The sequence below is a fragment of the Umezawaea sp. NPDC059074 genome, from assembly GCF_042738955.1.
GTDB lineage: Bacteria > Actinomycetota > Actinomycetes > Mycobacteriales > Pseudonocardiaceae > Umezawaea.
In genome coordinates this window covers 101966-120152 of the sequence record NZ_JBHYHC010000008.1, presented here as the reverse complement: position 1 = coordinate 120152, position 18187 = coordinate 101966, and the positions used below count along the sequence as shown (strand labels likewise).

At 71.6% G+C, this 18187-nt stretch carries 16 protein-coding genes; 3 read left to right on the top strand and 13 right to left on the bottom strand.

What is annotated here, in order from left to right; all coding sequences use genetic code 11:
* The first annotated feature begins 40 nt into the window (after positions 1–40).
* Positions 41–424, top strand: coding sequence for a winged helix-turn-helix transcriptional regulator (locus ACFWW9_RS06480; RefSeq protein WP_390372288.1), 384 nt, complete (start codon positions 41–43; stop codon positions 422–424).
* 541 nt (positions 425–965) lie between these two features.
* On the opposite strand, the gene ACFWW9_RS06475 is transcribed toward ACFWW9_RS06480, so the two are convergent.
* Positions 966–1391, bottom strand: coding sequence for an anthrone oxygenase family protein (locus ACFWW9_RS06475; RefSeq protein WP_390372285.1), 426 nt, complete (start codon positions 1389–1391; stop codon positions 966–968).
* A gap of 91 nt (positions 1392–1482) precedes the next feature.
* Between ACFWW9_RS06475 and ACFWW9_RS06470 the strand changes: the two genes are divergently transcribed.
* Positions 1483–2184: a TetR/AcrR family transcriptional regulator gene (locus ACFWW9_RS06470; protein ID WP_390372283.1), complete on the top strand. Its 702-nt coding sequence runs from the start codon at positions 1483–1485 to the stop codon at positions 2182–2184.
* 365 nt (positions 2185–2549) lie between these two features.
* Here ACFWW9_RS06470 and ACFWW9_RS06465 read toward each other — a convergent pair whose 3' ends face one another.
* The 10 genes from ACFWW9_RS06465 to ACFWW9_RS06420 form a co-directional block, all read right to left on the bottom strand.
* Positions 2550–5852, bottom strand: a complete 3303-nt coding sequence (locus tag ACFWW9_RS06465) for an error-prone DNA polymerase (protein ID WP_390372280.1) — start codon at positions 5850–5852, stop codon at positions 2550–2552.
* Positions 5852–6013: a hypothetical protein gene (locus ACFWW9_RS06460; RefSeq protein ID WP_390372278.1), complete on the bottom strand. Its 162-nt coding sequence runs from the start codon at positions 6011–6013 to the stop codon at positions 5852–5854. The genes ACFWW9_RS06465 and ACFWW9_RS06460 overlap by 1 nt, the downstream gene beginning before the upstream one ends.
* Positions 6013–7578 carry a DNA polymerase Y family protein gene (locus ACFWW9_RS06455; RefSeq protein WP_390372335.1) on the bottom strand — a complete coding sequence of 522 codons (1566 nt, stop codon included), beginning with the start codon at positions 7576–7578 and terminating at the stop codon, positions 6013–6015. Before ACFWW9_RS06455 ends, ACFWW9_RS06460 begins: the two co-directional genes overlap by 1 nt.
* Entirely contained in the window at positions 7557–7955 is a 399-nt protein-coding gene (locus ACFWW9_RS06450; protein WP_390372276.1) for a hypothetical protein, read from the bottom strand. Before ACFWW9_RS06450 ends, ACFWW9_RS06455 begins: the two co-directional genes overlap by 22 nt.
* Positions 7952–8617 (bottom strand): hypothetical protein, encoded by a 666-nt coding sequence (locus ACFWW9_RS06445; RefSeq protein ID WP_390372331.1) that lies wholly within the window; start codon positions 8615–8617, stop codon positions 7952–7954. Before ACFWW9_RS06445 ends, ACFWW9_RS06450 begins: the two co-directional genes overlap by 4 nt.
* Before the next feature lie 225 nt (positions 8618–8842).
* On the bottom strand, positions 8843–10426 hold the full coding sequence (gene purH / locus ACFWW9_RS06440) for a bifunctional phosphoribosylaminoimidazolecarboxamide formyltransferase/IMP cyclohydrolase (protein ID WP_390372274.1): 1584 nt from the start codon (positions 10424–10426) through the stop codon (positions 8843–8845).
* The gene (purN, locus tag ACFWW9_RS06435; protein ID WP_390372272.1) at positions 10423–11028 is read right to left on the bottom strand and encodes a phosphoribosylglycinamide formyltransferase; all 606 of its coding nucleotides are present in this window, start codon (positions 11026–11028) and stop codon (positions 10423–10425) included. Before purN ends, purH begins: the two co-directional genes overlap by 4 nt.
* Positions 11029–11150: 122 nt before the next feature.
* Entirely contained in the window at positions 11151–12698 is a 1548-nt protein-coding gene (locus ACFWW9_RS06430) for a DUF6350 family protein (RefSeq protein WP_390372271.1), read from the bottom strand.
* A gap of 125 nt (positions 12699–12823) precedes the next feature.
* Positions 12824–13453, bottom strand: coding sequence for a DUF5336 domain-containing protein (locus ACFWW9_RS06425; protein ID WP_390372269.1), 630 nt, complete (start codon positions 13451–13453; stop codon positions 12824–12826).
* Between the two features lie 443 nt (positions 13454–13896).
* Positions 13897–15126 (bottom strand): NADH:flavin oxidoreductase/NADH oxidase family protein, encoded by a 1230-nt coding sequence (locus tag ACFWW9_RS06420; protein ID WP_390372266.1) that lies wholly within the window; start codon positions 15124–15126, stop codon positions 13897–13899.
* A 77-nt stretch (positions 15127–15203) separates the two neighbouring features.
* Between ACFWW9_RS06420 and ACFWW9_RS06415 the strand changes: the two genes are divergently transcribed.
* Complete coding sequence (locus ACFWW9_RS06415) at positions 15204–15854, top strand: TetR/AcrR family transcriptional regulator (protein WP_390372264.1); 651 nt, start codon at positions 15204–15206, stop codon at positions 15852–15854.
* A 63-nt stretch (positions 15855–15917) separates the two neighbouring features.
* On the opposite strand, the gene sucD is transcribed toward ACFWW9_RS06415, so the two are convergent.
* Together sucD and sucC are read right to left on the bottom strand one after the other, a co-directional pair.
* Positions 15918–16808 (bottom strand): succinate--CoA ligase subunit alpha, encoded by an 891-nt coding sequence (gene sucD, locus ACFWW9_RS06410; RefSeq protein WP_390372261.1) that lies wholly within the window; start codon positions 16806–16808, stop codon positions 15918–15920.
* Positions 16809–16811: 3 nt separating this feature from the next.
* Complete coding sequence (gene sucC / locus ACFWW9_RS06405; protein ID WP_390372258.1) at positions 16812–17981, bottom strand: ADP-forming succinate--CoA ligase subunit beta; 1170 nt, start codon at positions 17979–17981, stop codon at positions 16812–16814.
* Between the last annotated feature and the right edge of the window lie 206 nt (positions 17982–18187).

Genomic DNA, 18187 nt, shown 5'->3' with positions numbered 1-18187 from the left:
GCGTGTCCGGCGCGGCCGACCGCCGTAAGGAGGCACTCTGATGTCGGTGGGGCACACCGGGGTAACCCCCCAGCTCGGGCCGTGCGGTGACGACGACTGCGGCATCCGCGACGTGCTCGACCGGCTCGGCGACAAGTGGACCGTGCTGGTGCTGGTGGAGCTCGGCAAGGGCGTGCGGCGGTTCCGCGAACTGGAACGCGCGATCCCCGGCATCTCGCAGCGGATGCTGACCGTGACGACCCGACGACTGTGCCGCGACGGGCTGGTGGAGCGGACGGCGTACGCGACGATCCCGCCACAGGTCGAGTACCGCCTCACCGACCTCGGCCACAGCCTCGCGGCACAGGTGGTCAGCCTGGCCGACTGGTCGAGGTCGCACCGGACCGCTATCGCCGAGGCGCGGGAGCGTTGGGACGCCTCGTAGGCGGCAGTTGGGAAGGGGCTCTGGGCAGCGGTTGGGAAGGAGCCCTGGGCGGCGGCCGGGAGAGGGCTTCTTGGCGGCAGTCGGGAACAAGGTTCTCGACGGCAGTCGCAAAGCGGCTTTCCAGCGGCGGTCGGGAAGGGGCTTCTCGTCGTCGGTCCGGAACAAGGGTTCTCGACGGCAGTCGCAAAGCGGCCCTCCAGCAGCGGTAGGGAAGCGGTTCTACGCGGCGGTTGGAAGAGAGTCCTCGGCGGCGGTTGGAAGAGAGTCCTCGGCGGCAGTCCGGCAGAAGGTTCTCGGCGGCAGTCGGGAAGCGGCTCTCCAGCGGCGGCTGAGAAGGGGCTTCTCGTCGGCGGTCGGGAAGAGGGTCCTTGGCGGCAGTCCGGCAGAAGGTTCTCGGCGGCAGTCCGGAAGCGGCTCTCCAGCAGCGGTCGGGAAGGGGTTCTGGGCGGCGGTTGGGAAGAGGGGCCTCAGCGGCAGTCCGGCAGAAGGTTCTCGGCGGCAGTCGGGAAGCGGTTTTCCGGCGGTGGTTGGGAAGCGGGTTCTAGGCGGCGGCCAGGAAGAGTGCGAACGCGGCTGTCGCGGCGACCGTGCGGACCGTGTCCATCCGCTCCCACCGGCCGATCACCGCGCGCCAGTCGGCGGGCGGGGCGGTCGGGTCCCACTCGGCGACGGTCGCGTTGAGCGGGGCGGTGCCCGCGAACGTGGTCACCGTCCAGACCAGCAGCGCCACCACGGCCGCGCCGCGGAGGACGTGACCGGGGTCGGTGGTCGCCACGACGACGATGCCGGTGAGCAACGCAGGCACGTACGCGCTGGGCACCAGGAACTTCAAGGTCCCGATGAGCCCGATCCGGAGCCGCAGGTGCGGCACGTCGTCGAGCGCGGCGAGCGGGCCCCGGACACCGAAGCGGACCATCAGCTCGAAGCCCGCGAGCAGACCGGTGAAGAACAAGTTGACGAGGACCACGGGAACGCCTTTCTCTCGGTCCCTGAAAAGTTACAGCAGCTAGAAAATTACTGCAACGGTAAATATGCCGCCACTGGACTATGCTGGTCCGATGGCCGCCCGAACCGTGAACTGGACAGCACTGCACAACCCGTCCGAACCTCCCGCCGCGGAAGGCTTGCGGGAGCGCAAGAAGCGCCTCATGCGGCAACAGTTGTCGGACACGGCGACCGAGATGTTCGTGGAGCGGGGCTTCGACGCGGTGCGCGTGGCCGAGGTCGCCGACGCGTGCGGCGTGTCGGAGAAGACCGTCTTCAACTACTTCCCCACCAAGGAATCCCTGGTCCTGGACCTGAACGAGGCCACCATGGCCGCACTGCGCACCGGCCTAGCCAACCCGGCGGTCTCCCCGGTCGACGCGGTCCTGCGGATCCTCGACGCCCAACTCGCGGCGATCATGTCGTGGCTGGCCGACCAGGACGACCTCAAGGAAGCCGTGACGAGGTTCCGCCGCTTCGGCAGCCTGATCCAAACCACCCCATCGCTCCGCGCCCACCAACGCGACCAAACCGACCGACTGATCACCACAGCCACCGAACTACTCGCCACCCGCGCAGGCCAATCCCCAGACGCCCCCGAACCACGCATCACCGCGACCGCCCTACTAGGCCTGTGGCAAATCCAGTTCCAGTCCCTGGCAAGACACCTGGACCCCGGCCGAAGCCCGATCGCACTACGCAAGGCCGTGATCACCGACGTCCACCGCGCCGCCAACCTGCTCGACGCGGGACTACGAACCTTCGGCACGAGCTGAACCACCGAAGCCGCAGACACTCGACGCGAACTGAGCCGGCAGGGCCGTAGACGTTCAGCACGAGCTGAACCAAAGGCCCCGCGATGGTCGTCCCCTCCCCCAACGCCCCGAACCGCGCATCGCCGCGACCGCCCTGTTCGGCCTGTGGCGAAGCCAATTTCACTCCCTCGCCCAGACACCTCGGCCGGAATGCGGAAGGCCGTGTTCACCGACGTCCGCCGCGTCACCACCCTGCTCGGCGCGGGACTGCAGACGTTCGGCGCGAGTTGGACCAGAGGTCCCCCGATGGTCGAGACCCCCCGACGCACACGCTACGACCGGGGTACGACAGTTCTGAGGGGTCGGGGGTCGCTGGAACGGGTGAACTAGCGGAAGTCGCGGGAGCGGGATGGGATGCGTAGGTCCAGGTGTTGTAGGCGGTCGGCGAGGAGGCTGACCACGCCTTCGGCGATTTCCACGGTGCCTCGCACGAGCAGTGCGGGGCTGTTCAGGGCGATGCGGCGGTAGCGGGTCCACAGGCCGGTGGAGCAGACGACGTTGACCATGCCTGTCTCGTCCTCGATGTTGAGGAACGTGATGCCGCCCGCCGTCGCCGGGCGTTGGCGGTGGGTGACCGCTCCTCCGATCAGGATCCTGGTGCCGGGGTGGAGGTCGGCCAGGTCCGCGGTGGGGAGGGCGCCCAACGCGGTGAGGCGGGCGCGGACGAACTGGGTGGGGAAGCTGTCCGGGGACAGGCCGGTGGCCCACACGTCGGCTACGGCCACCTCGATCTCGTCCATGCCCGGCAACGCGGGGGCGGTTGTGCCGACCACCGTGCCGGGCAGGCGGTCCGGGCGCATCGTGGCCACGGCGCCCGCCGCCCACAGGGCTTCCCGTCTGGCCACGCCGAAGCACCCGAACGCGCCCGCGGTCGCCAGCGCCTCGACCTGCGGGGTGGTCAGGCGCAGCCGTGCGCCCACGTCGACCAGGTCGCGGAACGGGCCGTGCTTCGCTCGTTCCTCGACCAGGGCCTCGGCGACCGGTTGGCCGATGGTCCGCACCGACGCCAAGCCGATGCGCACGGCCTGTTCGCCGCCCCGGAGTTCGAGGTTCGCGTGCGGGAGGCTCGCGTTGACGTCCGGGCCGAGCACCTCCACGCCGTGCCTGCGGGCGTCGGCGACCAGCGACTGCGGCGAGTAGAACCCCATCGGCTGGGCGCGCAGCAGGGCGGCGCAGAACGCCGCCGGGTAGTAGAGCTTGAACCACGCGCTGACGAACACCAGGTGCGCGAAGCTCAGCGCGTGGCTCTCGGGGAACCCGAAGTTGGCGAACGCCAACAGCTTCGCGTAGATCCGGCCCGCCAGGTCCTCCTCGATGCCGTGGTTCGCGCAGCCCGCGTAGAAGCGGTCGCGCAGCCGTTCCATCCGGTACGTGGACCGCTTGGCGCCCATGGCCCGGCGCAGCTCGTCCGCCTCGGCCGGGGTGAAGTCGGCGACGTCGACGGCGATCTGCATCAGCTGCTCCTGGAACAGCGGCACGCCGTACGTGCGGTCCAGCGCCTTCTTCAGCCGCGGGTGGTCGTGCTCCCACTTCTCCACCCCGTTGCGGCGCCTGATGTACGGGTGCACGGAGCCGCCCTGGATCGGGCCGGGGCGGATCAGCGCGACCTCCACCACCAGGTCGTAGAACGTCCGCGGCTTGAGCCGGGGCAGCGTCGCCATCTGGGCGCGGCTCTCCACCTGGAAGACGCCCACGGAGTCCGCGCGGCACAGCATGTCGTAGACCGCGCTGTCCGCCAGGTCGACGCGGCCCATGTCGACCTCGACGCCGTGGTGCTCGCGGACGAGGTCGATCGCGTAGTGCAGCGCGGACAGCATGCCGAGGCCGAGCAGGTCGAACTTGACCAGGTTGATCGACGCGCAGTCGTCCTTGTCCCACTGGAGGACCGTGCGGTTCGCCATCCTGGCGGGCTCGACCGGGCACACCTCGCTGACCGGCCGGTCGCAGATGACCATGCCGCCGGAGTGGATGCCGAGGTGGCGCGGGAAGTTCTCCAGCTGCGCGGCCAGTTCCACCACCGGCAACGGGATCCCGCTGTCCTTCGTGGTGTCGCGCAACGGTCCCCAGCGGTCGATCTCCCGGCTCCACGCGTCCTGCTGGCCCGGCGAGTGGCCGAGCGCCCGCGCCATGTCGCGGATCGCGGACTTGGCGCGGTAGCTGATCACGTTCGCCACCTGGGCGGCGTGCCTGCGGCCGTACTTGGTGTAGACGTGCTGGATCGCCTCCTCGCGGCGGTCCGACTCGATGTCCAGGTCGATGTCCGGCGGCCCGTCGCGGGCCGGGGCGAGGAAGCGCTCGAACAGCAGCTCGTAGCGCACCGCGTCGACGTTCGTGATGCCGAGCGCGAAGCACACCGCGGAGTTCGCCGCGGAACCCCGGCCCTGGCACAGGATCCCGTTCTTCCGGCAGAACTCGACGATGTCGTGCACGACGAGGAAGTAGCCGGGGAAGCCGAGGTCCTCGATGATCCGCAGCTCGCGCTCGATCTGCTCGAACGCCTTGGGGTTCTCGCCGATCGAGAAGTACCGCCGGGCAGCGCCCTCGCGCGTCAACGTCCGCAGGTGGCTGATCTCGGTCTCGCCGGGGGGCACGGCGAACGGCGGCAGCTTGGGCGCCACCAGCTTCAGGTCGAACACGCACTGCATCCCGAGCACGGCGGACCGGTGCACGGCTCCGGGGTAGCGGGCGAACCGGCGGGCCATCTCCTCGCCGGAGCGCACGCACGCGGCCGCGGCGGGCGGCAGCCACCCGGCCATCTCGTCCAGGCTGCGGCGGGCGCGCACGGCGGCCATCGCCGCGGCGAGCCGGGCCCGTGACTGGGTCGCGTAGTGCACGGCGTTCGTGGCGACGGTGGGCAGGCCGAGGTCGGCCGCCATGCCCGCCAGCAGGTCGTTGCGGGTGCTGTCGGTGGGGAACCCGTGGTCGGTCAGCTCCACGAACACGCGGTCCGAGCTGTACAGCTCGACCAACCTCCGCAGCTGCCCGAACGCCGCCTCGGGACCGTCGCGGTCCAGCGCGCGGCGCACCGCGCCCTTGCGGCAGCCCGTGAGCACGACGCAGTTGTCGCGGGTGTCGGCGACCACCTGCTCCAGGTCGTAGACCGGCCGCCCCTTCTCCGCGCCCTCGGCGAGCTGGCCGTTGGTGATCGTCCGGCACAGCTCGTAGTACCCCGACTCGCGGAGGGCGAGCAGCAGCAGGTGCTCGCCCTCCGGGTCCGGGATCCCGTTCTGCGGCTGGGAGAGCCCGACGCTCAGCTCGCTGCCGAACACCGTGCGCACGCCCAGTTCCTTCGCCGCCTCGGCGAACCGCACCACGCCGTACATGCCGTCGTGGTCGGTCAGCGCCACGGCGTCCAAGCCGAGCTGCTGCGCGGCCTCCACCAGTTCCTCCGGGTGGCTCGCGCCGTCCAGGAAGCTGAAGTTGGAGTGCGCGTGCAGCTCCACGTACGGCGTGCGCGACTGGACCATGCCCAGCTCGTTCACCCGCAACGCCTGCTCGGGCGACGCCGCGTACCGCTCGCGGTGGTGCGTCCACGCCGGGCTGTCGCCGCCGTCGCCCTTCTCGTACGGCTTGCCCGACAGCGCGCGCTCCAGGTCGGACCAGCGCACCGGCGGGTTGTTCCAGCCCATCAGAACAGCTCGTCGGGTGCCCGCCTCGGCAGCGGGATCAGCACCGGCGGCGGCGTCCAGCCGAACCACGCCAGGTACGCCGGGGCCTCCCCCGTCGTCTCCTGGTCGATCTCGCCCATCTCGCGCAGCCAGTCCACGATGCCCTGGTAGTCGTCAGCCATCAGTCGTACACCCCTTCCACCGCCCACCGGCCGCCCGTGCGCACCAGCAGGAACGCTTGTTCCGCCCCGTTCTCCCCGACGGTCAGCACCTGGAGGCGCGCCGCCCGGTGGGCCGCCGCCGCGTCCCACCACCGCTCGTCGACCGGCCACGGCCCGGCCCAGCCCCGCACCCGGTGCTCCCGGCCGCCCGCCAGGACCCGGTGCGGCGGCGCGGTCAGCTCGTACCGCCCCGTCACGCCGACGTCCGCGCCCGTCTCGTCCACCAGCGCCGCGGGCACCGGCACGACCGGCACGGTCGCGGGCGACGGCGCGGGCAACCGCGCGGGCCACGGCAGGTCCGGGTCCGCCGCGGGCGTCCGCTCATCGCCCCACGGCACGAACCGCACCCGTTCCGCGGGCCCACGGCCGCCGCCCAGCACCGGCGTCACCACGGCGTTCGGCCCCAGCAGGCCCTGGACGTGCACCAGCGCCCGTGCCGCGCGGTCCGCCACGTCGCCCTGCGCCTGGTCCAGCAGCCCCAGTTGCAGTGCCGCCGCGCCGACGACCTCCTCGGGGTCCAGCCGCAGCACGGCGATCCCCGACGTGAGCCGCGTGGTGGTCAGCCAGCCGTCGAGCTGCCACCGCACGCGGTCCGAGATCCCTTGGGGCGTCAGCGGTTCCGCGCACCGCCACACCCGGCTCAGCTCCTCGTCGTTCTCGGTCGTCGCCCGGATGCCCAGCCGCGTGCACGCCACGCCCTTGCCCACCAGCTCGACGTGCAGCCGCTCGGCCAACCCCTTGGCCACGAACGCCGCCGCGTCGACCCGCTCCACGGGCGGGTCCAGCACCTGCGACACCGAAAGCTCCGGCGGCGGTCGCCTCCGGTCGTGGGCCCGCTCCTCCAGGCCGCGCGCGATCCGGTGCGCGGCAACGGCTTCCGCGCCGAACCGCGACGCCACGTCCCGCTCCGGCACCTCCGCGAACGCGCCCAGCGTCCGCAATCCCAGGCGCCGCAACAGGTCCACCAGCTCGGCCCGCCCCTTCCGGCGTTCCGCGGGCTGGTCCAGTTCGGCGATCCCCAGCGGCGCCAGGAACTCCGCGGACCGCCCCTCCGGCACGACCACCCCGCGGTGGGCCGCCAGCGTGGCCGCGAACAGCCCGTCCGCGACCCCGATCCACACCTCCACGCCGGTGGTCTCGGCGACGTGGTCGATCAGCCGCTCGGCCGCCGCCTCCGCGCCGCCGAAGTACCCCGCGGGTCCTTGCGCGGGCACCGCCACCAGACCCGGCCGCACCACCTCGATCCCCGGCGCCAGGTGTTCAACGGCCACCGCGACCGGCTCGAACCCCCGCGCGTCCCGCTCCGGGTCGTCGTCGAACAGCACCAGCTCGGGGCACCGCGCCTGCGCGCTCCGCTTCCGCTGCCCGCGCCGCACGCCCTCCGCCCTCGCCGTGGCGGAGCAGTGCACGACCTCGTTGCCCACCACCACGGCGGCGGGCACGTGCGCGGGCACACCGGCGGCCGCCACCGCGGCCACCACCGGCCAGTCCTGGCACCACACGGTCAGCGTCCGCACAGCGGCCACCGCGCCTTTCGCCCGCACCACAGCCACACGTCGGCGACGCGGAACCGGATCGGCCGCCGGGTGGCGGTTTCTCGCCTCGGCCCCGGCAACCGGTCCCCGCGCCTGCCGGGCCGCGACCGGACGACCACGCGGTTCGGCCCCGTCACGGCCGCGAACTCGTCCGCCGCCTCGCACGGGTCGCGGTGGTCCGCCAGGTCCGACAACCGGTGCCGCCCCACGGCCTTCAGCCGCGAGACACCGCCCACGACCAGCACGTCCGGCCGGTCGACGCCCTTGCCCGCGCGGCGCACAGCCTCCTCCCCCAGCTCCCAGCCCCGGCTCCTCGGCACGCGGGGAGGACGCGCGACGGCCCGCCGCGCCTCGACGTCGACGCTCATCCGGCCACCGCCGCGACCGGCCGGTCGAGGGGCCGCACCGATCCCACGCCGCCGCCCGCCCCCGGCAGCAGCAACTCGGCACGCACCGGACGTGACGCGGCTCCACGACCGCCCGCGCGCACCTCCACCCGGCGTTCGGCGAGCACGCCGTGCCCGGCGCCGAGTCCGCTCCACGCGCCTTCGCCGTAGCTCAGCTCCACGTCCGCGCCCGGCCACGCGCCGAACGGGACGAGCACCGCTTTCCGCTGGCGGGCCCGTGCCGACAGCCTGCGGGCCGTGTGCGGCGCGACGGGAACGGCCACCGACACCAGGTCGATGCCGTCGAGCAGGGCGGCGACCGTGCGTTCGACCACCGCCGCGTCCGCGCCCGGCCGCGGCACCAGTGCCAGCCGGTGCACGGCGACGCCGAGTTCCGCCGCGGCCAGCACGCCGAGGTGCGGGAGGCCCACGATGGCCGCCCAGCAGCCCTCGGCCGTGGCCGTGGCGATCAGCGCGAGCAGCAACGATGTCGATCCGCGCACCGACACCGTGCTGCCGCGCCGCAAGCCGCCCCACGGGAGCAGACCCGCCAGTTCCCCGCGAACCGGCAGGACTCGCCCCGTGATCTCGGTGGCCGGAGTGGTCAGCCCGCCGGTCGCGTCTACCCCGAGCGCGACCGACATCGCCGTTGCCGACCTGGACACCCAGCCTCCTCCCACCGTCCGTGAGCACCCCTGAACACGGACCGCCGTGGGAAGTCGGCGGCTTCATCGACTCGAACAGGTGTTCGAACGACGCGGTCGATCTTATCGGGTTCGGCCTGCCCGGTGTCAATGCCCGGAGACCGTTCGGGTGAAACGCGTCAGGGCCGCCACCCCGGAGGGTGACGGCCCTGACGCAAGGACGACCTAGTGCGCGAAGTGGCGCGTGCCCGTCAGGTACATCGTGACGCCCGCGGCCTCGGCGGCGGCGATGACCTCGGGGTCGCGGACGGACCCGCCGGGCTGCACGACAGCGCGGACACCGGCCCGCAGCAGCACCTCAAGACCATCCGGGAACGGGAAGAACGCGTCGGAGGCGGCCATCGAGCCCGCCACCCGGTCGCCCGCGCGGGTCACCGCGAGCTGCGCGGCGTCGACCCGGTTGACCTGGCCCATGCCGACGCCGACCGTGGCGCCGTCCTTGGCCAGCAGGATCGCGTTGGACTTGGTCGCGCGGCACGAGCGCCACGCGAACGCCAGGTCCGCCAACTCCTGCTCGGACAGCGGGGTGCCGCAGGCGAGCGTCCACTTGGCCGGGTCGTCGCCCTCGGCGTCGATGACGTCCTTGCCCTGCAACAACAACCCGCCGGACACCGGGCGCATCTCCACGCCCTGCCGCACGGGCGGCTCGGCGACCAGGATGCGCACGTTCTTCTTGCGGGACAGCACGTCGATCGCGCCGTCGGCGTACGACGGGGCGATCACGACCTCGGTGAAGATCTCCGCGACCTGCTCGGCCATGTCCACGGTGACCTCGCGGTTCGCCGCGATGATCCCGCCGAACGCGCTGGTCGGGTCGCACGCGTGCGCCTTGCGGTGGGCCTCGGCGATGGCCGCCGGACCCTCCACGGACGACACGGCGATGCCGCACGGGTTGGCGTGCTTGATGATCGCGACGCACGGCAGCTCGTGGTCCCACGCGGCACGCCAGGCGGCGTCGCCGTCGAGGTAGTTGTTGTACGACATCTCCTTGCCGTGCAACTGCTTCGCCGTCGCGAGCCCCGTGCGGCCGTCGCCCTGCGTGTACAGCGCGGCCTTCTGGTGCGGGTTCTCGCCGTAGCGCAGCACGTTCGAGCGGTTCCAGGTCGCGCCGACCCAGCCGGGGAAGCCGGTGCCCTCGTCGTCCGAGGTGAGCACGGAGCCCATCCACGAGGCGACGGCCACGTCGTAGGACGCGGTGTGCCGGAACGCGCCCAGCGCCAGCAGCTGCCGGTCCGCGAGCGTGAACCCGCCCGCGGCGACCTGCTCCAGCACCCACTCGTAGCGGGTCGGGTCGACCACGACGGCGACGCTGGCGTGGTTCTTCGCCGACGCGCGGACCATCGCGGGCCCGCCGATGTCGATCTGCTCCACGCACTCGTCGACCGACGCGCCGGACGCGACGGTCCGGGCGAACGGGTACAGGTTCACCACGAGCAGGTCGAACGCCTTGATGCCCAGTTCGTCGAGCTGCGCCAGGTGCTCGGGCCGCCGGGTGTCCGCGAGCAACCCCGCGTGCACGCCGGGGTGCAGCGTCTTGACGCGGCCGTCCAGGCTCTCCGGGAACCCGGTGACCTGCTCGACCGGGACGACGGGGATGCCCGCGTCCGCCAGGGTCTTCGCGGTGCCGCCGGTCGACACGATCTCGACTCCGGCCGCGTGCAGGCCGGTGGCCAGTTCCAGCAGCCCCGACTTGTCGGACACCCCGATCAGGGCCCGACGAACCGGTCGCCTCTCGGCAGGAGTGGTCACGGAATGCTCACCTTTCGTCCGGTCACGGTGCAGCCCTCGCGGGCCAGGCGGGCGACCACGTCGACGAGCAGTCGACGCTCCACCACCTTGATGCGCTCGTGCAAGCTTTCGGCGTCGTCGCCGGGGTCGACCGCCACCGCCTCCTGGGCCAGGATCGGCCCGGTGTCCACGCCCGCGTCGACCAGGTGCACGGTCGCGCCGGTGACGTGGACGCCGTAGTCCACCGCGTCGCGCACGGGGTGCGCGCCGGGGAAGGCGGGGAGCAGTGCGGGGTGGGTGTTCAGCATCCGGCCGCCGAAGCGGGCCAGGAAACCGTCACCGATGATCTTCATGAACCCGGCGGAGACCACCAGGTCCGGTTCGTGCTCGGCGACCGCCTTCGTCAGCGCGGTGTCCCACGCGGCGCGGTCGGCGTGGTCCTTCAACTTCACCGAGAACGCGGGGACGCCCGCCTTCTCGGCACGGGTCAGGCCCTCGATGCCGTCGCGGTCGGCGCCGACGGCGACCACCTCGACGGGGTAGCCGGGGTCTCGTGCGGCGTCGAGCAACGCCTGCAGGAGGGTGCCGGAGCCCGAGACGAGCACGACCACCCTCGCGGGCACGGGAAGCCTGAGGGTGTTGGGGTCAACGGCGTTCAGCGTGGTCTCCTGGCGGGCCGGTGCGGGAACGTCAGCCGGGCGAGGACCAGCCATCGCCGCAGCTCAGCCACCAGCGTAGGCGCTGCCTAGTCGGCCTTGCCGGTCAGGGGCGGTTCCGGGGACCCGTCGTCCTCGGGCTCCTCGTCGACAGTGATCTCCGCCTCGTCCTCGTCCTCGGGGTCGAGCTCGGTCACGTCGTCGTCGAGCTCGTCCTCCGCGTCGTCGAGTTCATCGTCCGCGTCTTCGAGTTCGTCGTCGGCGTCGTCGAGCTCGGCCTCGGCGTCCTCGAGTTCGGCGAGCTCGTCGTCGTCCTCCTCCGGGAGTTCGTCGTCCTCGTACTCCTCGAACTCCTCCGCCAGCTCGTCCTCGAGCGCGAGTTCCTCGTCGACGTCCTCGTAGTCGTCGTCCTCGTACTCGTCCTCGGCGTCGTAGTCCTCCTCCGCTTCCTCTTCCTCCACCGGGATCTGCTCGATGGCGGGAGCGGCGGCGGGCGCGACGCGCTTCGGGCGCGGACCGGCGAACCAGGCCACGAACGACCCCGGCAGCACGATCCAGCCCAGCACGAGCACCGCGAGCAGGCCGGCGGGCACGGTGACCGGGTTGAAGACGCCCGCGCCGAGGTTGCCGCCCGCGATCGCGGCCAGCACCAGCGACACGACCGCCACCGTCACACCCGCGACGAACACCGCGCGCAGCCGGGTCGACGGCCGGTCGGACACCTTGCGGCAGTACCAGCCCACCAGGCCGCCGAGGAGCAGCGGCAGCAGGAGCAGGCCGGGCAGGAACCCCACCTGGTGCTCGGGCAGCGCGGCCAGCAGCGGCACGGCGGGCACCGGGCCGCCGGTGAAGCGCGTCGGCGTCATCGACACCGCGCCGATGGAGAAGCCCGAGCCGACCACGTACGACAGCGCGCCGACCACGGCGTTCGGCAGGTAGCCGAGGCACAGCAGGAACAGGCCCAGCCCGACGCCGAACGTGGAGTCCGCGCCCGCGAACAGGTTGCTGGTCGTCGACCAGGAGAACGCCAGGCCGAGCGCCACCAGCAGCGAGCCCAGCCCGCCGAGCACGAACAGGGCCAGCAGGCCCGCCCGCATACCGCGTCGCGCCACCGGGTCGACGCGGTCGATCAGCACCTCGATCAGGCCGCAGCGCTGGGCGACCCCGATCGTGGCGGCGACCCCGGACACGGCGGCGCAGCCGAAGAACGCCACGGCGGGCGTCGCGCGCACCGGGCCGTTGCCCATGAGCAGCGCGATCGTGCCACCGGTGATGGCGTGCGCCCCGGCGATGCAGAACACCACGCCGCGCGCCTGGAGCGGCTCGTACAGCCCGAGCCGGTCCGCCGCGCCCGCCGCGGCGCGACCCGCCAGCAGCATCAGCAGGGCGGTCGGCAGCAGCGGCAGCACGCCCAGTTGGGCCGAGCCCTCGAAGCGCAGCGGCACGTGGTGCGCCACCAGCCAGCCGGGGGCGGCGGCCGTGAGCACACCGGTCGTGGAGAAGGCGGCGTTCGTGGCCGTCGCGGCGATCAGGGCGAGGAGGGCGGCGACGGCGGCGTAGCCGATCACGACGGACCCCGCCGCGGTCATCACCAGGACCCGCACTCGTTCCGAACGGGAGAAGACGGGGGGACGCACGTCGGTTCCGCCGTGCGTCGAGGGTTGCAGCACCGGCACCGTCCCACTCTGTCAGTCGACGTGGGCCGAACGGGTGGCGGCACGCCGAAGGGGGTGGCTTCCGCCACCCCCTTCGGGTTGGTGCGCTACTGCTGCGGCGGCCCGCCGAAGCCACCGGGCGGCGTGCCCGGCGACTGCTGCTGCTGGCCGAACTGGCCGGGCTGCGACAGGTACGTCGTGGGGCCGGGGCCCTGCGCACCGGGCTGCTGCGGCTGGACCGGCGCGCCGAAACCGCCGGTCGGGGGCTGCTGCACCTGCGGCTGCTGCTGGGGCTGCTGGCCGTAGGGCTGCTGTTGCTGCTGGGGCGGGAAACCGCCGGTCTGCGGGTTCCAGCCACCGGGCTGCTGCTGGGCGAACGGGTTCGCGGGCTTGGGCGTCAACTTGAGGATGCCCGCCTCCATCAGGATCGCGCCCACGACCGCCGCGGTCTGCAGCAGCGACACGATGAACAGCACGATCTGCATGCCCTGGATGTCACCGGCGCCCTTGATCATCCCCTGGAGGATGACGAGGGTCGACACGATCGACAACGGCGCGGCCGCGTACAGCAGCCGAGGTGCCTTCGGCAGCACCGACAGACCGGCGAGGACACCGGTCGCGTAGATGTACTCGACAGCGCTGAACAGCGGCACGTCGTCGGCGAAGGCGAGCAGGAACGAGACCAGCGCGAGCCCGGAAGCGACGAGCGGGAGGACGAAGCCCAAGTTCAGGCCCATCGCCGGCTGCGCCGGACCGGGTGCCCCCGGTTGTTGCTGAGGGGCGCCGTACGGGACGGACATGATGAGTTTCCTCCTCCAGCGAGGGACGACGAGCGGCAGCAAAACGCTATCCGATCCGGATGCTCAGACGATGACCGGATCGGATTGGTTCCGCCACTCGAGGGTGTCAGTACATCACGGAACGTGTCGGACCAGGGCCTTCGAGGCCCAATTGGGGGTGAACTGTCCCGAAGTTGTCCACAGGTCCAGCAGTTGTCCACAACCAAGATCCACATCCCGGCCCCCGACACCCACTCCCGGTAGACTGGCTTCGGGGCCGTCCCCCTAGGTGAGGGCGGGGGTTGTTCGGTGTGACGCGCGCGGGCGAGGGAAGAAATCCGCAGGCGGGTCGAAGTCAGCGATCCCTGCGAGCCCCTTCGAACAGCAAGCGACCGGCGCGGTCACCGACGGCCGAACGGGCCTTTCACCAGAACCAGGTCGCGCAGTGCCACCAAGAGCGCGAGCGCCAAGGCCACAACAGGCCTGCGAGTGGGGTGGACTGGTTTGGCGCGGCCGAGGCGGGCCAGTTGTTGTTGGTGCCAGGCGCTGTTGAGGAGGTTGTCCACGTCCCTGATGCCTACGGTTTGCGGGCGGACCGTGCTTGCCTCGGTTGTTCCGTCCAGGAGGTGTTGGGGGAAGTCGGGGTCGTGGGCGATCGGGCGGGCCAGGCCGATGAGGTCCACCGCGCCGCTTTCCAGGGCGTCGATCATGCCCTTCCTGGTGCGGAAGCCGCCGCTGAGCATCAACGGGATGGTCAACTCCTTGGCGAACTGCTCGGCGAAGTCCAGGAAGTACGCCTCGCGCTCCCTCGTCGACGCGCGGCCGGTCACCATCGCGGTGCTCTCGTAGCTGCCGCCGGACACCTCGATCAGGTGCACGCCCTCCGCTTCCAGGGCTTTCGCGACGACCAGGGCGTCGTCGGCGTCGAAGCCGCCGCGTTGGAAGTCCGCCGAGTTGAGCTTCACCGACAGGATGAACGTGTCGGGGGTGGCCGCGCGGACGGCTCGCACCACCTCCAGCAGCAGGCGCATCCGGTTCTCCAGCGGGCCGCCCCACCGGTCCGCGCGCTGGTTGACCAGCGGTGACAGGAACTGGTTCAGCAGGTAGCCGTGTGCGCCGTGCAGTTGCGCGCCCGCGAAACCCGCCGTGGCCGCGACCGCCGCGGCGCGGGCGAAGCGGTCCACGATCGCCGGGATTTCCGCTTCCGCCAGAGCCCGAGGAGGGCGGAACAGGGCCTTTCCGAGTGACAACGGCACGGCGGACGGGGCGACGACGTCCTGCCTGCGGCCGGCGACCGTGACGCCGCGCATGGTCTGGCGGCCCGCGTGCGAGAGCTGCAACAGCAGGCGCACGTCGGTGCCCGCCGTGACCGCCGCCCATCGGCGCAACGCGGGCAGGTGGCGGTCGTCCTCGATCACGACGTTGCGCCTGGCCTCCAGCGCGGAGCCGTCAACCATCACGTTCCCGCTGATCAGCAGGCCCGCGCCGGAGCGGGCCAGGCGGCGGTAGGCCTCGATCAGCTGGGACGTCGGTGCGCCGTGGCGGTCGGCCAGCTGTTCGCTCGTCGCCGCTTTGGCCAGCCGGTTCGGCAGGACGACACCGTTGCCCAGCACCAGTTCGGATCGCAGCACCAGAACCCCTCCCAGAGGAACTATACGGCGTACATGTACTACGTACAGTCCTAGCTGTACGTAGTACAGTTGTCAACGTGACGACCAGGGAACGGCTGGACCGCGACACCGTGGTGACCCACGCGACAGCCTTGGCGGACCGGGAGGGCTTGGACGCCGTCACCATCCGCGGGCTCGCCGCCGACCTCGGCGTCACCGCGATGGCGCTCTACTGGCACTTCAAGAACAAGGACGAGCTGCTCGACGGCGTCACCGAACACCTGTTGAGCACGGTCGACACGCCCGCGGACCACGCCGACTGGCCGGACGGGCTGCACGCCGTCGTCACGGCGATCGTCACGGCGCTGCGGCCCCACGCGGCCCTCGCGCCGCTGGTGCAACGCCGGATCCTCGCCAGCGAGCCGGGGCTGAGGATCGTGGAGCGCTCACTCGGCCTGCTCGCGCGCGGCGGGTTCACGGCGGAGGAGGCGGCCGAGCTGAGCGGCTACCTGCTCAACGCCGCCGTCACGCTCATCACCGCCGAGCCCGGCTCGGACGGCGGCACGGACCCCGAGCAGCGCGACGCGGCGGCCCGCGCCAAGCGCGCGACCCTGCTCACCCTGGCGCCCGGCCGGTACCCGCACGTCATCGCCGCGGCGGACCCGCTCACGTTCTGCGCCAACGGCGACGCCTACTACGCCAGGGGCGTGGACCTGCTCATCGCGGGCGTGCGGGGCCTGCGCCCCTGAAACGCGGCACAGGCCGGACCCCCGTACCGGGGCCCGGCCTGTGCGACAGCGTCACCGGCTGGATCAGCCGATCGACTGCATGATCTCCCGCATGAGGGCGGCGGTCTCGGACGGCGTCTTGCCGACCTTGACGCCCGCGGCCTCGAGGGCTTCCTTCTTCGCCTGGGCGGTGCCCGCGGAGCCGGAGACGATGGCGCCGGCGTGGCCCATGGTCTTGCCCTCGGGGGCGGTGAAGCCCGCCACGTAGCCCACGACGGGCTTGGTGACGTTGTCCTTGATGAACGCCGCGGCGCGCTCTTCGGCGTCGCCGCCGATCTCGCCGATCATGACGATGGCGACGGTCTCCGGGTCGGCCTCGAAGGCCTCCAGGGCGTCGATGTGCGTGGTGCCGATGATCGGGTCGCCGCCGATGCCGATGGCGGTGGAGAAGCCGAAGTCGCGCAGCTCGTACATCATCTGGTAGGTCAGGGTGCCCGACTTGGACACCAGGCCGACCTTGCCCGCACCCGAGATGTTCGCGGGGATGATGCCCGCGTTCGACAGGCCGGGGCTGATGAGGCCGGGGCAGTTCGGGCCGATGATCCGGGTCTTGTTGCCGGTCGCGACGGCGTGCGCCCAGAACTTCGCGGTGTCGTGCACCGGGATGCCCTCGGTGATCACGACGGCGAGGCCGATGCCCGAGTCGATCGCCTCGATGACGGCGTCCTTGGCGAACTTCGGCGGGACGAAGATCACCGTGACGTTCGCGCCGGTCGCCTCGATGGCCTCGGCCACGGTCGCGAAGACCGGGAGCACGGTGCCGTCGAAGTCGACCTTCTCGCCCGCCTTGCGCGGGTTCACGCCGCCGACGATGTTCGTGCCGGACGCCAGCATCCGCTTGGTGTGCTTGGTGCCCTCGGCGCCGGTCATCCCCTGGACGATGACCTTGCTGTCCTTGTTGATGAAGATGGCCATCGGTCAGACCCCCGCTGCTGCGAGCTCGGCGGCCATGTCGGCCGCGTTGTCCATGGTGTCGACGACGGTCACGAGCGGGTGGTTGGCCTCGGCGAGGATCCGCCTGCCTTCCTCCACGTTGTTGCCGTCGAGGCGGACGACGAGCGGCTTGGTCGCCGCGTCGCCGATGATCTCCAGCGCCTGCACGATGCCGTTCGCGACCGCGTCGCAGGCGGTGATGCCGCCGAAGACGTTCACGAAGACGCTGCGCACGTCCGGGTCGTTCAGGATGATGTCGAGGCCGTTCGACATGACCTCGGCGGACGCGCCGCCGCCGATGTCGAGGAAGTTCGCGGGCTTGACGCCCTTGTGCTTCTCACCGGCGTACGCGACGACGTCCAGAGTGGACATGACGAGACCGGCGCCGTTGCCGATGATGCCGACCTGGCCGTCGAGCTTGACGTAGTTGAGGCCCTTGGCCTTCGCCTTCGCCTCGAGCGGGTCCTCGGTCTTCTCGTCGACCAGCGCGGCGTGCTCCGGGTGCCGGAACGCGGCGTTCTCGTCGATGGTGACCTTGCCGTCGAGGGCGACGATCTTGCCTTCGGGGTCGCGCACGAGCGGGTTGACCTCGACCAGCGTGGCGTCCTCGGAGACGAAGGTCTCCCAGAGCTTCACGATGACGTCGGCGACCTGGTCGGCGACCTCGGCCGGGAACTTCGCGGCCGCGACGATCTCCTGGGCCTTCGCCAGGTCGACGCCCTTGATGGCGTCGATGGCGATCTTGGCCAGCGCGTCGGGGTTGGTGGCCGCGACCTCTTCGATCTCCATGCCGCCCTCGACCGACGCCATGGCGAGGAAGGTGCGGTTGGAGCGGTCGAGCAGGAAGGAGAAGTAGTACTCCTCCGCGATGTCGGACGCGGTCGTCACCAGCACGCGGTGGACGATGTGGCCCTTGATGTCCAGACCGAGGATCGCCTCGGCCTTGGCCTCGGCCTCGTCGGGCGTCTCGGCGAGCTTGACGCCACCGGCCTTGCCACGGCCACCCGTCTTGACCTGGGCCTTCACGACCACGGTGGTGCCGTACTGCTCGGCGAGCGCCTTGGCCTCGGCGGGGGTGCTGGCCACATCGCCCGGAAGTACCGGAACGTTGTGGGCGGCGAAGAGATCCTTCGCCTGGTACTCGTACAGGTCCACTCGGGTCTCCTGCGACGTCGGTGTCGGACACCGCGCCCTGGGGGGTGGTCCTCAGAGGTCCGGCGCTCCAGGTGGAACCCAGGGCACGGTTCAGGCGCTCACACGCACCAGGTACCGCCTGGAACGCCGGCTGAACGGAATGAGGACCGGCTGGACGCGGCTGCGCAAGAGATTATCGACCTGCGTGGACCGTCCGCACGCCGTAC

Coding starts and splice junctions, on each gene's coding strand:
- ACFWW9_RS06480 (WP_390372288.1), top strand. CDS start 41: ATGTCGGTGGGGCACACCGGGGTAACCCCCCAGCTCGGGCCGTGCGGT.
- ACFWW9_RS06470 (WP_390372283.1), top strand. CDS start 1,483: ATGGCCGCCCGAACCGTGAACTGGACAGCACTGCACAACCCGTCCGAA.
- ACFWW9_RS06465 (WP_390372280.1), bottom strand. CDS start 5,852: ATGGGCTGGAACAACCCGCCGGTGCGCTGGTCCGACCTGGAGCGCGCG.
- ACFWW9_RS06460 (WP_390372278.1), bottom strand. CDS start 6,013: ATGGCTGACGACTACCAGGGCATCGTGGACTGGCTGCGCGAGATGGGC.
- ACFWW9_RS06450 (WP_390372276.1), bottom strand. CDS start 7,955: ATGAGCGTCGACGTCGAGGCGCGGCGGGCCGTCGCGCGTCCTCCCCGC.
- ACFWW9_RS06445 (WP_390372331.1), bottom strand. CDS start 8,617: ATGTCGGTCGCGCTCGGGGTAGACGCGACCGGCGGGCTGACCACTCCG.
- ACFWW9_RS06425 (WP_390372269.1), bottom strand. CDS start 13,453: ATGGGCCTGAACTTGGGCTTCGTCCTCCCGCTCGTCGCTTCCGGGCTC.
- sucD (WP_390372261.1), bottom strand. CDS start 16,808: ATGGCCATCTTCATCAACAAGGACAGCAAGGTCATCGTCCAGGGGATG.